At 42.9% G+C, this 13,795-nt stretch carries 11 protein-coding genes; 3 read left to right on the top strand and 8 right to left on the bottom strand.

What is annotated here, in order from left to right; all coding sequences use genetic code 11:
* The first annotated feature begins 122 nt into the window (after nt 1–122).
* Entirely contained in the window at nt 123–2,687 is a 2,565-nt protein-coding gene (mprF, locus tag N1I86_RS13170) for a bifunctional lysylphosphatidylglycerol flippase/synthetase MprF (RefSeq protein WP_341096679.1), read from the top strand.
* Nucleotides 2,688–2,831: 144 nt separating this feature from the next.
* Here mprF and N1I86_RS13165 read toward each other — a convergent pair whose 3' ends face one another.
* The 7 genes from N1I86_RS13165 to nadB all read right to left on the bottom strand — a co-directional run bounded on the left by N1I86_RS13165 (nt 2,832) and on the right by nadB (nt 10,732).
* Nucleotides 2,832–3,560, bottom strand: a complete 729-nt coding sequence (locus N1I86_RS13165; protein ID WP_048623754.1) for a YebC/PmpR family DNA-binding transcriptional regulator — start codon at nt 3,558–3,560, stop codon at nt 2,832–2,834.
* Between the two features lie 414 nt (nt 3,561–3,974).
* On the bottom strand, nt 3,975–4,706 hold the full coding sequence (locus N1I86_RS13160; RefSeq protein WP_341096675.1) for a YhcN/YlaJ family sporulation lipoprotein: 732 nt from the start codon (nt 4,704–4,706) through the stop codon (nt 3,975–3,977).
* Nucleotides 4,707–4,813: 107 nt separating this feature from the next.
* A complete protein-coding gene (locus N1I86_RS13155; RefSeq protein ID WP_341096673.1) occupies nt 4,814–5,779 on the bottom strand; it encodes a hypothetical protein in 966 nt (321 codons plus the stop codon).
* Entirely contained in the window at nt 5,763–7,061 is a 1,299-nt protein-coding gene (safA, locus tag N1I86_RS13150; protein WP_341096670.1) for a SafA/ExsA family spore coat assembly protein, read from the bottom strand. The genes N1I86_RS13155 and safA overlap by 17 nt, the downstream gene beginning before the upstream one ends.
* Nucleotides 7,062–7,203: 142 nt before the next feature.
* The gene (gene nadA, locus N1I86_RS13145; protein WP_341096668.1) at nt 7,204–8,307 is read right to left on the bottom strand and encodes a quinolinate synthase NadA; all 1,104 of its coding nucleotides are present in this window, start codon (nt 8,305–8,307) and stop codon (nt 7,204–7,206) included.
* A 15-nt stretch (nt 8,308–8,322) separates the two neighbouring features.
* Nucleotides 8,323–9,168 carry a carboxylating nicotinate-nucleotide diphosphorylase gene (nadC, locus tag N1I86_RS13140; protein WP_341096666.1) on the bottom strand — a complete coding sequence of 282 codons (846 nt, stop codon included), beginning with the start codon at nt 9,166–9,168 and terminating at the stop codon, nt 8,323–8,325.
* Nucleotides 9,137–10,732 (bottom strand): L-aspartate oxidase, encoded by a 1,596-nt coding sequence (gene nadB, locus N1I86_RS13135; protein WP_341096664.1) that lies wholly within the window; start codon nt 10,730–10,732, stop codon nt 9,137–9,139. The genes nadC and nadB overlap by 32 nt, the downstream gene beginning before the upstream one ends.
* A 179-nt stretch (nt 10,733–10,911) precedes the next feature.
* Between nadB and N1I86_RS13130 the strand changes: the two genes are divergently transcribed.
* Both N1I86_RS13130 and N1I86_RS13125 read left to right on the top strand, forming a co-directional pair.
* Nucleotides 10,912–12,075, top strand: coding sequence for an IscS subfamily cysteine desulfurase (locus N1I86_RS13130; protein WP_341096661.1), 1,164 nt, complete (start codon nt 10,912–10,914; stop codon nt 12,073–12,075).
* 27 nt (nt 12,076–12,102) lie between these two features.
* Nucleotides 12,103–12,642, top strand: coding sequence for a transcription repressor NadR (locus tag N1I86_RS13125; protein ID WP_003355510.1), 540 nt, complete (start codon nt 12,103–12,105; stop codon nt 12,640–12,642).
* Between the two features lie 121 nt (nt 12,643–12,763).
* Here the strand turns inward: N1I86_RS13125 and pheA are convergent, their stop codons facing one another.
* Nucleotides 12,764–13,609, bottom strand: a complete 846-nt coding sequence (gene pheA / locus N1I86_RS13120) for a prephenate dehydratase (RefSeq protein ID WP_003355511.1) — start codon at nt 13,607–13,609, stop codon at nt 12,764–12,766.
* Nucleotides 13,610–13,795: the final 186 nt, after the last annotated feature.

The following is a 13,795-nucleotide window of genomic DNA, read 5'->3' as shown; positions in this document are numbered from 1 at the left end:
AGAAAAAAATTCTATCTTTGGCTTACTTATTATAGAATGAAGGAAGGAAAAAGCGTCCGTCGCCGCTGACGCAGCGAAACGAACTGACGGACGGACTATGCGGAGCAAAGGAGAAGATCATATTGCAACAATTCCTTACATTCAAAAGGCTACGCAGTTCAGCAAAATTTTTCTTTTCATTAGCCATCATTGTATTTGTCTTTTTTCAAGGAAAAAGAGAACTTTCCAACATCTCCATTAGCGATTCCATCCGCTTATTAAAAAGTCTTTCATCCTACCAAGTGACGGTAGTTGTATTATTAGGCTTGCTCGCGGTCAGTACGATGTTTCTTTATGATTTCTTTCTTCTTCGTTTTTTGAACTTGAATATTCGTACGGGAAAAATATTCCGCATCTCTTGGATTGCCAATACGCTTAACGGAATTTTGGGCTTTGGCGGCATCATCGGCGCGGGATTAAGAATGATGTTGTATAAGCAGCATACGAAAGAAGAATCTAAGCTGTTGAGGGGAATTGCTTGGATGGCGACAGGCACCCTTGCCGGCTTGTCGTTTTATTGTCTATTCGTGCTCTTGAACTTTTTTCATGCCAAACCTCTGCTTGCCAGCAAAAAGTGGCTCGACATCGTAGTAGTCGTCATCGCGCTCTATTTGCCCGCCTTTTTTCTTCTGTCTCGCATCAAAGGGAAAGACGCTACTTCTTTCACTTTATCGGTACAATATATGGTCGCTTCTATTATCGAATGGCTGTCAGCGGCCATTGTCGCCTTTTTTTCGTTGCGGGTTTTGGGGATCCATGTACCGTTTGGAACAGCTTGCGGCATTTTCTTCACTTCAGCTGCTGCCGGATTAATCAGTATGATTCCCGGAGGCTTAGGCGCTTTTGATGTTATTTATTTAATCGGTTTTCAAGAATTGGGCTATCAAGAAGAAACGATTGTATCCGCTCTGTTATTGTATCGTACTGTTTATTACTTTTTGCCTTTTCTTCTAGGGCTTATCTTTACCATTTACGAATTCAGCGGCAACGTATTGAAAAAGCCGGAAATGAAACCGATTCTTGGACCGGCGATTGATACTTCGAGCGTCGTCTTGTCCTTGCAAAAAAGCTGGGTGCAAAAAATTCCGTATTTGTCTTTTTCCATTTTGGTGTTTTTGAGCGGAGTCTACTTATTTTTATATGGAATTGAGCCTTATCATTTTGATCATTCAATCGCCGGCAAAGATTATACTCGTTATATCAAATTATTGTTTGACGCCTTTCTGGTCGCTCTTTCCATCACTTTGATATTAAGTGTCAAAGGGGTTTATTTAGGGACGAAGAGAGCTCGCCACTTTGTTTTCAACAGCTTTGTTCTGGCGCTTCTTTTTGTTCTCTTAACAGCGGGAACCGTTTTAGAGGTTATTTGGCTGATTGGCATGATCTTGCTTTTTGGCTACTCGAAGAAAAAGTTCGACCGCATCCGCCGTCCTGTAACGGGGGTCCGGAAACTGGTTCTTGTCGGCTTGTTTATGTTGTTTTATTGGATCTACTTTATTACGTTAAACAGTCTTCCTGATTATGCATATGAACTAGGAATGACCGTACAAAAAAATGATGTCGAATTGACATTTGGAATGAGCACCGCTATCTTCCTCATTCTGAATATCATTTTTTATTACACTTTTGAATCCAAGCACAACGAAAAATTCGAAATGGAAGTTTCCGATGAGAAGCTTTTGGAATTGCTTCATCATTATGGGGGAAATTATTTAAGCCATTTGGCGTTTTTAGGGGACAAATCCTTTTTCTTGTCCAAAGATGGAAATGCCTTTATTCAATTTTCGATCATTCGCGATAAAGTAGTGGTGCTTGGCGATCCGGTGGGAAACGAAGACTCGTTTTATTCATTGTTGAATGATCTTTATAAAAAAGCGGATCGTTTCGGTTATCATATCATTTTTTATCAAGTCCAATCTAAATACATGCCGATGTACCATGACTTTGGCAACTCTTTCTTTAAACTGGGAGAGGAAGCGATCGTCGATTTAACTTCATTTTCCTTGAGAGGAAAGCGAAAGGCAGGACTTCGATCCACCAAAAACAGATTAAAAAGAGAAAATATACGCTTTCGGATGGTGGAACCACCATTTACAGACGAATTTTTCCATAATATTGAAGAAGTCTCTAATCAATGGCTCGGTAAGAAAAAAGAAAAAGGATTTTCTTTAGGTTATTTTGATCGAGACTATCTCTCGCTTGCCCCCGTCGCGGTATTGGAAACGGAAGAAGGAAAGATCTTGGCCTTTGCCAGCTTAATGCCGACTTACCAGAAAGGAATTATTTCCATCGACTTAATGCGATATGTACCCGATGCTCCTCCCGGCATTATGGACGGTCTATTGATTGCCATGATTGAATGGGCACAAGAACACGGCTATACCACATTCAACTTAGGTATGACGCCGCTTTCCAATGTCGGCCAAACCGAAACTGCTTTTTGGCCGGAACGGATTGCTTCCCATATGTTTCATCATATTCAATATATTTACCATTTCGCCGGACTGCGAAAATTCAAAGAAAAATATGATCCAAACTGGGAGCCAAGATATATGGCTTACCGAAAATACCGTTTCTTGCCTTTCTCGATGATCGATGTCGCAAGACTCATCAATCGCGGGAAACCGAAACCATCATCTTCTAAATGATACAGCAAAAAAGGACATGCCGGCATTCTACGTGTTTATCGCAGATTGCCAACATGTCCTTTTTTTATCATGAACGCTCACGTAAAAAGCTTTTATATAAAATCGAAAAACGAGGCCTTGCTCCAAATGGATGGATGAAACTTATTAAGCTTCTTGATAGTTATGATAAATTTCTTGCACATCATCGTTGTCTTCGAGCATGTCGAGCAATTTTTCCATTTTGGCTGATTGCTCATCATCAAGCACCGTATAAGTTTGCGGAACCATCGTGATTTCAGCGGTTGCAAAAGTAAATCCCGCTTTTTCCAAGTTTTCTTTCACTTCCATAAAGTTCTCCGGATCCGTATAAATTTCAAAAGCTTCCTCGCTCGTTTCCATTTCTTCCGCTCCGGCTTCAATAGCTTGCAGAAGCATATCATCTTCGTCGAGATTCAAATCTTCTCTTTCAATGACCAAATAGCCTTTGCGGTCAAACAAATAGGAAACACAGCCTGTTTCCCCAAGATTTCCTCCATTTTTCGAAAAAGCCATCCGCACATTTGATGCCGTGCGGTTTTTGTTGTCAGTCAAGCACGTGACCATGATGGCAACACCGCCGGGGCCATATCCTTCATACACAATTTCCTCGTAATTTTCTCCATTTTGATTGCCGCGAGCTTTTTCAATGGCTCGTTTTATATTGTCATTTGGCATGTTTGCCGCTTTCGCCTTTTCAACGACAAGCCGTAAAGCAGGGTTAGCGTCAGGATCAGGAAGCCCTCTTTTAGCGGCTACGTAGATTTCTTTCGCCAGCTTTTGAAACACTTTCCCTTTTTTCGCATCCTGCGCATTTTTTCTCCGTTGGATATTTTTCCATTTAGAATGACCTGCCATCCTAAATACCCCTCTCAAATCTGTTTTTCCGACAATAATATAGCACATTTTATTTCCTTTTGGTAAGTTCCTGGGGATTACGCACCGTTCAGGCGAACACGAGCTCCCTATCAGACCAATTGTTCTTCCTCTTCCTCGCTTTTACTGTTTATTCCTCCCAACGCCGAATGATAATGGATGTGCCGGTCGCCTCTTTGATTTCTACGGAATAATAGAAAAAGCGCTGTTTGGCATTAACTAAGTGAAATTGTAGATGACCGCGGTGGGCGAGAATCAGTGGAAAAAGCGGACCAGGCGAGGCTCGAGAGAGGGAAGGCACATTGAAAGCGAGTGAATTTCACGATAGAAAGCTTTACTTAAAAAAAGGGGCACCCCTGTGTCATTTTACTGACTTTCGGGATATCCCTTTTTTCTTTATCTTTCCTGATGGCGTAAAGTTCGCACCATTTCTTTTAAATCAAGCTCTATTTGATCTTTTGGTCCGCCATCTCTTAGTTCATTATCAATATTGCGAACGCGGCCGAAATTGCCTATACCCGTAACAACAGTGCATCGGCGCCCGTTTACATACGGTTGGACTGCTTTTTTGACGCTTGATTTGACTTTTTCTTTATCCGATCCGTTTTCGGTTATGACCGCAATGATCACATCTTTGTTATAAACGATGGCTCTTGCATCTTGAACATGATTGACTTTTGCCGCTTCAGCCGCCAGTCTCTCTGCCAGTTTCCCTTCATAGGCTTGATAATATGAATTTTTGGTCTGAGGCAATTGAGTTTGCAAATGTCCATGATAGTTTGCATCTTTACGACTGAATTGATTATCTCTGGCCCAAAAGTTTTTATCATCTTTCGCAAGCGGAACGGTCGGGTTGGGAGGATTTCCGTTTTCATCACGCACTTGCAAATATCTTCTTTTATGTTCACGAATGGCCTGACCTTCTCTGCCGACAGAGTGGTCATACAGTTCTGTCATCGGGCCATCATGCCGGTCATTCGTATCGCCGCCATGCCCTTCGTTGGAAAAAACACCCTTTGGATGATAATTGGGCCGGTCGCCTCCATAAGCGTCTTCTCCTCCTGAACAAGCGGCAAGACTCAAAACCATCACTCCCGAAACGAGAGATTGGTAAATTTTTTTCACCATTATCCCCTCTTTTGCCACATAGTGAGCTCGACAATCAGCTCATTTTATAGTGTGCGGGGCTTTAAAAAAACTATACGGTAAAGGGAATGGATTCGAAAAACGATACGTCATTTGAACATTTTAGCGAATATTTTGTTAAAAAAGGCCGTTCGTTCGTCCATTTCCTTGACGGTTATTTGATATAAATACGGTAAATGACCGTTTCGAGGACGTTTGAAAAAACGGTTCCATTCTCTAAAGATATCGCTTGGAAACAGCAAATGAGCAAGAAAAAATGGATCATCTTGATATTTGTCCAAAAAGGGGTGTTTCCAAAGAAGGGATTCATCCCAATGAAGAATGGGCAAAACTCTCATGGCAAATTGAATGTAATCATATGTTTTCGGAGCAATGGCAATCAGGTCGAAATCCGTAATAAACAAGCGATTAGAGCGATCTTTGATAAAATTATGATGGGCGACGTCTCCGTGAATGATCGCCATTTCATCTTGTATCGTGAATTTCGATATTGCCTCTATCGCTCGTTCCCCCATCCATAAATACTTTTTGATCGCGTTCAAAGATAAATACCATTCCAGTTTCTTTCTATTGGCCTCAAATTCATAGTGCCTCTCTTTCCATTTTTTTGTTTGATCAAACTGCGAAATAACAGACAAAAAAGAGGAATAAAATGTCTCTGTGCAAGCGTGGAATTCATTTAAAACAGAAAGAGCTTGAATTCTTTCTTCTTCTCTTTTATAGGAAAAAGGGGGAATGGATGATTCGATCCATCGGAAAACGCCATAAAATCGTTTTTGAAAGGAGATGACTTCTTCCGTTTGCATAGGATGAGGCTCTGCTGTTTTTAAAAAATGAACGCTATGAAGCGAACGAATAAGTGCTTGTTGTTGTTTCCATTTTGTTTCTGAAGAAAATTCCTTCAGAAACCATGGTCCTGACGGCAAAAAAATTTTCCATTTTCCTTCTTTTATAGGCGTATAGGACAGCACGGGTTCTTTCAACACATTTTGAACAGATAAAAGGAGACGATGACTAAAATCGTCCCCACTACATACATCATTGATCATCATCATGACTCTCATCATCCGTTCTAGAGGTCCTAAAATCCGAATTTTGATCAGACGCCGGCGGATATCCCTGTTCCCCGTAAGGAGCCGCCGGTCCTGAACTGGGCTGGCCATAAAAACCGTATGGTGCCTGCGGATACAGGGGCTGATAAGGCGCCGGCTGAACCGGCATGAAAGTCCCTCCTGGATAAGACGGGATTTGTTGTCCGCTTTGATCTTGGCAATGGCAATCATTTGACCATTTACCCTCCGTCGGTCCTGCCTGTTGATAAGGCATTGGTTGATTTGTCATTGGTTGGTTTGGCATCTGATTTGGCATCGGTTGGTTTGGCATCTGATTTGGCATCGGTTGGTTTGGCATCTGATTTGGCATCGGTTGATTTGGCATCGGCGGATAGACTGCACCAGGATAAGAAGCACCATAATAAAGATCATATCCAGTTCCCGGTGCCACTGGGGAAATCGGAACATAATTCGGCTGGTTCCCGTAAGCACCCGGAGGATACATTCCTGGAGCCTGACTTTCCGTAAAAGGCAGCAGCGCTGAGGAGGACTCTTCCATTGGTTCATTCATCCCCGCTCCGGGAAGTCCGTACGGATAGGAAGGCTGGTGAAAAACCGGATTCGCGGCAGGCTGCACAACCGGGACGGGATGCGACCACTGCGTTTGATACGGATAAACCGGGACGGGAGCGGGATAACAATTCGTATAGTATGGACTTACATATGGAAAGTTCCCGGCACATTCAAATTGGGCGATTTGATGATGATGAGACGATGATTCCTTTTCTTCCGTGAATTCCACTGACTCCTCCAGTCCGGGAAATATATTGGGCGGCACCTTATGAATTTCTTTTTGCGTTTGTTGACTAATTTGTTTGTTCATTTGCTCCATTGTCACGTCAAAATGCTGATTGATTTCTATATCCGGAACGATTGGCTGCGGCATTATGGGGGCGACATGTTTGGGCTTTTCTTTCGGGACTTCTTTTTTGGTGACTTGGCTGGGCGTTTCTGCGGTTGGAATAGTAGGAGGTTTCGATTCTTTAAATGGATGTTCGTATTTTTTTATTTCTTTTCCATGATGTCCATGGTGGCCATGATGATGGCTGGGCCCTTTTTTTACGTTTCCCCCTGTTCCGGGTATTTTAATTTTCATGCCAGGCATAATCATTTCCGGATTGGAGAGCTGAGAATTTATCTTTTTTAATTCTTCAAAAGACACGCCGTATTTTTTTGCGATCGTCCACAGCGTATCACCTTTTTGCACTATATGGATCTTCAACATTTTTCCCTCCTTAGGTGTAAGTCCATATATTGTATGCCTCAGATCCCAAAATGCGATTGAACTTACACAAAAATTTATGTTTTTTTCCCAAAAAATATGCCTTTCCTGCTCGGAAAGACATGATAGGCGGCTATTTTTGGAATCATGCAAGTGCAAGCATTCGTTCAAGCGCAAGTTTGGCTTCGACCGCTACTTGTTCAGGCACTTTGATGAAATTGACGGAATCTCCTTTGTAAATGGATTCCAATGACCAAAGCAAATGGGGAAGATCAATACGGTTCATCGTCATACACGGACAAAAATTCGGGTTAAGGGAAATAATATGTTTATCCGGATGTTGTTTGATCAGACGACTGACGAGATTCATTTCTGTTCCAATCGCCCAAGATGTTCCCGGCGCCGCTTTTTCAATTGTTTGGATAATGTAGTTCGTGGAACCACTGCTATCCGAAGCCTCCACGACTTCCCGACGACATTCCGGATGTACGATAATATTGATGTTCGGATATTTATTCCGTACTTCCCGGACATTATGGATAGTAAAATTTTCATGTACAGAACAATGCCCTTTCCATAAAATCACTTTAATCTCATTCACATCCCCATCGTAGATCAATTCGTCTTTCAACGGGTCCCAAAGAGCCATTTGTTGAAGATCGACACCTAAATCATAAGCGGTATTTCGTCCAAGATGTTGGTCCGGGAGAAACAGAATTCGTTCTTTTTGCGAGAATCCCCATTTCAATATTTTATGGGCATTGGAAGAAGTAACCGTGGCTCCGCCGTTTCTGCCAACAAATGCTTTGATCTCCGCCGTGGAATTCACATATGTTAATGGCAAAACGGTGTCGCCAAACCAATTCGCCAGCTTGTTCCATGCCCTCTCTGTTTGATGGATATCCGCCATATCCGCCATCGAGCAGCCGGCTTTCCTATCGGGCAATATCACTTTTTGATCAGGCGCGGTCAAAATATCAGCCGTCTCCGCCATAAAATGAACACCGCAAAAGACGATGTATTCCGCCTTTTTATTATCAGCGGAAATCCTCGCAAGCTTAAAAGAATCTCCAACGGCATCCGCAAATTGAATCACTTCATCCCTTTGATAATGATGCCCGGGAATAAACAATCGTTCTCCTAAACGAGTTTTCAATTCTCGGACTCTTTCTTCCATCTCTTGAATGGTCATCTTGTTATAATGCTCCGGAATCACCGTTGTTTGTTGAAGTGCCTGCAACAAATTCATCATCCAATCCCCCTTTTAAGATATAAAATTTGGCTGCACCTTTGCGCTGATATCGAGCACTTGGTAAGAGTGGGTCAAAAAGCCAAGCGAAATCCATTGTACACCCGTTTTGGCATACGCTCTCAAATTCGACAAAGTAATGCCTCCTGAAGCTTCTGTACGAATATGATTCGGCACATAAATGATCCAATCGCGTATTTGTTCCGGAGTGCAATTATCAAACATAATAACATCGGCACCGGCTTCTACCGCTTCCAGCAGCTGTTCTTTCGTTTCAATTTCCACTTCTACTTTCGTCGTGTGCCCAGCAAACTGTTTTGCCCTTTTCACCGCAGACAAAATACTCCCTGCAAATGCAATATGATTGTCTTTTAACATAATGGCATCAAAAAGTCCTTTGCGATGGTTATAGCCCCCGCCTACTCGAACGGCATATTTTTCAAGCATCCTTAGACCGGGAGTTGTTTTTCTTGTATCGCAAATATTCGCCCCCGTCCCTTTAACGATTTCAACTGCCTTAGCCGTTACTGTGGCAATCCCGGACATCCTTTGAATCAAATTTAAGATCACCCTTTCGCCTTGGAGAAGGCCGCGCATCGCACCCTTGATTTCAGCTATGAGTTCTCCTTTTTCCACAACATCGCCATCTTTCCGATATACGGTTACCTCCGAAGTGGGATCGATCAGACGAAAACCTGTCTTAATGACATCACTGCCACAAAAAACGCCGTCCGCCTTTGACAAAAAGTAAAAAGAGCCGCGATCATCAGCCGTAAAAATGGCTTCTGCACTTATATCCCCGTCCCCAATATCTTCGATAAAAAAATCTTTAAGCATGGATTCCAGTTTGATGCGATTCATAAGACTCTCTCCTCCATGTTATTTTCGTTTGTTCATGGATAATGCGCCGATCTTTCCAAAAAAGGTCTTCATTTGGAAAATCGCTTCGTATGTGGGCACCGCGACTCTCTTTCCGAATCAATGCCGACTTCGTCATGATAAAACTATTGATAAACATAAAAATCGTTTGAATTTGTTCGATTGATAGCCTTTCCAAAGATTGTTCCATCAAAGATTCCAACAACTGAACCGGCAGCCAATTCAATTGTCTGTTAAGTCCGGCTTCATCTCGGATGACGCCTACATTTTCGATCATGTTCCATTTCAACTGTTCTGAATCGAGATTTGGCATTTCGTCTTCTTTCGCTTTCAACGGATAGTCATAAAGAACGGATCGTATCAACGAAACGTGAGATTCATGGTTGATAAACTCAGCTGTTCTTTTCCCAAACACAAGCCCTTCTAAAAGAGAATTACTAGCCAGCCTATTGGCTCCATGGACCCCGCTGGATGCTGTTTCCCCGATCGCATATAATCCATTGACCGAAGTTCGTCCAAAGGAATCGATGACGATTCCGCCCATTAAAAAGTGGCTTCCGGGCACTACCGGGATTTTTCCTTCCTTAAGATCCACACCCTGCTCGCGGCATAATTGAGAAATGCTCGGGAACTTTTCTTCAAAATGAGATATTCCGCTTATATCTAAAAAAACGTCCTGCTGTTCTGCTCTTCTTTTGTAAATCTCATAGGCGACAATATGTCTCGGAGCCAAATCTTTTTGCGGATGAACTCCTTCCATGATCCGCCTTCCTTTACTGTCCAGTAAAATAGCTCCGGCTCCTCTTACCGCTTCTGAAATTAAACATTTTGTTTCTCCATCTACGTATAACAATGTTGGGTGGAACTGAACAAATTCCATATCAGCCACTGCCGCTCCAGCTCGGTAAGCCATCGCCACTCCATCTCCAATCATTCGCGGATGATTGGATGTATACGGATAAAGTGCGCCTGCTCCCCCAGTTGCCAGAACAATATGACGGCCAAAATAGCGATGAACAGAACCGTCAACTGATTTTGCCGCTACGCCGATACATCGGCTTCGATCATTTGTAAGCAGTAGTTCAAAAACCAGCTCATTCTCCACTATTTCAACATTTGGCGGTAACCGATCCAATAAAAATTCAATTAAATAACGACCTGTTGCATCCCCGCCGCAATGAACAATTCGGCGGCGACTATGGGCTCCTTCAAGTCCTAATGCCACCTCTCCCGTTTCATTCCGGTCGACAGGAAGACCGCTTTTGATTAACTCTTTCACCACTTCAGAACCTTCCCGCACGAGACCATCCACTACTTTAGTAGATTGGTGGTACCTTCCGGCAACTAACGTATCCTGAACATGCAAATCCAATCGATCCGTCTCGGAAACAACCGCAGCAATCCCTCCCTGTGCCTTGTAAGAGTTGCTGTCTCGGATTTTGCTTTTTGTCATGATCACTACATGAAATTGCGGATGAAGATAGCGAGCAAGCTGAAGAGCCGCCACCCCTCCCCCGATAATCACTACATCCGCTTCTTTCTCCATTCTTTATCTCTCCTTTTTGTCTCTACGCGCCTGTAACATTTTCCTCTATATACTCCCCCGAAGATTTTTGTTTGAATTTTTACAGATGTCTTGACACATATATTTACACAAAATTAAACTATTGACAAGCATTTTTTGAAATCGATCGTTTTTTGACAGAATCGAAAGGAGTGGGAAAAATGAAATATTTTGACTGTGCGGCCACTGTTCCAATGGACGAAGAAGCTCTTTCTGCCTATGTAGAAATCAGCAAAATGTATTTTGGAAACAGCGAAAGCCTCCATAACATCGGGATCAGCGCCCGGGACGTGTTGGAGAACGGCCGCTCCATTCTTGCCGAACAAATGGGTGTAGAACCTAAAGGACTTTTTTTTACTTCAGGAGGAACAGAAAGCAATTTGCTTGCCATCATATCACTAGCCAGAAAAGCGCGGGAAATCGGCAAAGGAAACCATATCATCACGGCAGAAAGTGAACATGCTTCTGTCCTTTCCGCCGTTCACTTTTTGGAAAAAGAGGGATTTCAAATAACCAAACTGAAAATGGAAAAAAACGGTCAAATATCGACTGAACAAGTCCTTAAAAATCTTCGTCCTGACACGATATTGATTTCCATCCAACACGTGAATCAAGAAATCGGAACACTTCAACCTATACAGGAAATCAGCAGGATTATCGATCGAAAAAAAGTGTTATTTCACACAGATTGCGTCCAATCTTTTGGAAAAGTCGATATACAAGAAATCATTCCTTATGTGGACAGTATCTCCGTCGCTTCTCACAAAATCGGCGGACCGAAAGGAGTCGGAGCCGTCTATATTCGCCCAGACTGCTCCTATGAACCGGTCTTTCCGCTTCTTTCGCAAGAAGACGGATTCCGTGGCGGAACGATCAACGTACCCGGAATTGCCGCCTTCGCGGTAGCTGCTGCCAAAACAGATCCTCCATCTTACTGGAAAGAATGCTCAAGAAAGCGTAAACTTTTTCGTTCAGCCTTGCCAGACTTCCCATACACCATTTATGAGGCGGAACAAAGCGTCCAGCTTCCATCCATTATCGGAATGACCATGGACGGAATAGAAGGACAGCTTGTCATGCTCGAATGCAACCGGCTTGGCTTTGCCATTTCCACCGGCAGTGCGTGTTCAGAAGGAAAAGGAGAAGGAGCCAAAACGATTACCGCCATGAGAGAACCTGATGCTTCTGCTAAACAGTTTTTCCGAATATCCTTCAGCGATCAAACGCCTGATTTTGATATCATAGAGCTGGCAAAAACACTTTATGAAATCTCTCGCCGGTTTTCTCCGGGTTCGCTAGCTCAAAGAACTATGATACAATCGTAGTAGAAAAAAGTAATTGGAGGGATTTTGTTGTCTTCCGGCAGAAAAATTTTAGGGGAAGAGCGAAGAACGCTTATTTTGCAGTATTTGAAACAATCGTCTGATCCGATCACTGGAAGCGAACTAGCGAAAAAAACCAACGTTAGCCGTCAAGTGATTGTTAACGATATTACTATTTTAAAAGCAAGAAATGAACCGATTATTGCCACAAGCCAGGGATATCTGTATTTACCTCAGTCAGGCAATGATGGCATTTTTGAGCGGACGATCGCCTGTTATCATACTCCGGATGAAGCGGAAGCGGAGCTTAATTTGCTTGTGGACCACGGCCTTACCGTAAAAGATGTGAAAATTGAACACCCTGTATACGGTGATTTAACTGCGTCCATAATGGTATCCAATCGCAAAGAGGTCGAACAGTTTATGGCCAGAATTCGCGAAACGAACGCTGCCTTTTTGTCGGAGTTGACCGATGGTGTCCATCTCCATACTGTCAGTGCCAAGGATTCCCGCACACTTGACGCAGCGGAAAAAGCCCTGAAAAAAGCAGGATTTCTCTTAGACGAATAGTTTGACGCCTCGGAGCACCCGCAAAGGTTTTATTGAATTTCCTGGCTTAATCGCTATTTTCATTTCATTTATGAAAAAAGGGCATCAAAAGCCTTTTTGGCTGGATGCCCGTTTTCCATATTTAAATTTGATACGATAAATAGCTTCCAAGAACTTTGACTGTACAACCTAGCGCTTCCATCTCAGCAAAGGCGTTGGGAAGCAAAATGTCGTCCATCCTTTGATTAATATCGATAATGAAAAAATAGTTTCCCAGTCCGGTCTTGACCGGCCTGGATTCAATCTTGCTCAAGTTGATTTTTCGCCAAGCAAGCGCTGATAACACTTGATGAAGCGCCCCCGCTTGATCCGATGGCAATGTGACCATAATCGTCGTCTTCTCCACACCAGACTCATAAGGTAATTCCAGCTTTTGTTCTTCTTTGGACAGCACAATAAATTTGGTATGGTTGAAATCATAATCGTGAATATTTTCCTTCACGATGGTTAAGCCGTATTTTTCGGCGGATAATGAATTCCCAATCGCAGCGGTGAGCTCTTCCGGATGTTCACTTACGTAACGTGCAGCGGCAGCGGTCGATGCTGCTTCTTCACATGGCACTTTCTCAAAATATGTATGTAAAAACTTATAGCATTGGGCAATGGCATGAGGATGAGACATCACTTTTTCGATGTTCTTCCAACGCTCTGCATTTTGAGGATGCATTAATAAATGCTGCCGAATGGGGGCAATCAACTCTGCAATAATTTTTAAATCGACTTCCTGGGTTAAATAATCAATGGTTAAATTCACGGTTCCTTCCAATGTATTCTCCAGCGGTACTACTGCCAAATCCGCTTTTCCTTCCATAACCTCATCCATACACTCCGGAATGGTCATGCATGCTTTTTTTTCCGCTTTTGGAAAAGCAGAACAAACGGCTAAATCGGTAAATGTCGCCGCAGGTCCTAAATAAGATATCTTCATTTGATTTCTCTCTCCCTCTGTCAAGAAAATTATGAAAAATGGAGTGACACTCCCATCGGTGTTTCACGGATGATTAATGGAGCTATTTAGGCATCAGAGGCAACTGCCCCTCCATGCGGGAACACGAATGGTTAGTGGAACCAATCGGGCATTTAGAGGCAGTTAGACCTTTTCCCCTTCTCTTTT

The organism is Bacillus sp. FSL W8-0116, assembly GCF_038003825.1.
GTDB classification, from domain to species: domain Bacteria; phylum Bacillota; class Bacilli; order Bacillales; family DSM-4216; genus Bacillus_O; species Bacillus_O smithii.
Note: the sequence above shows the minus strand (reverse complement) of the source record. Positions and strands in the feature narration are given on the sequence as shown.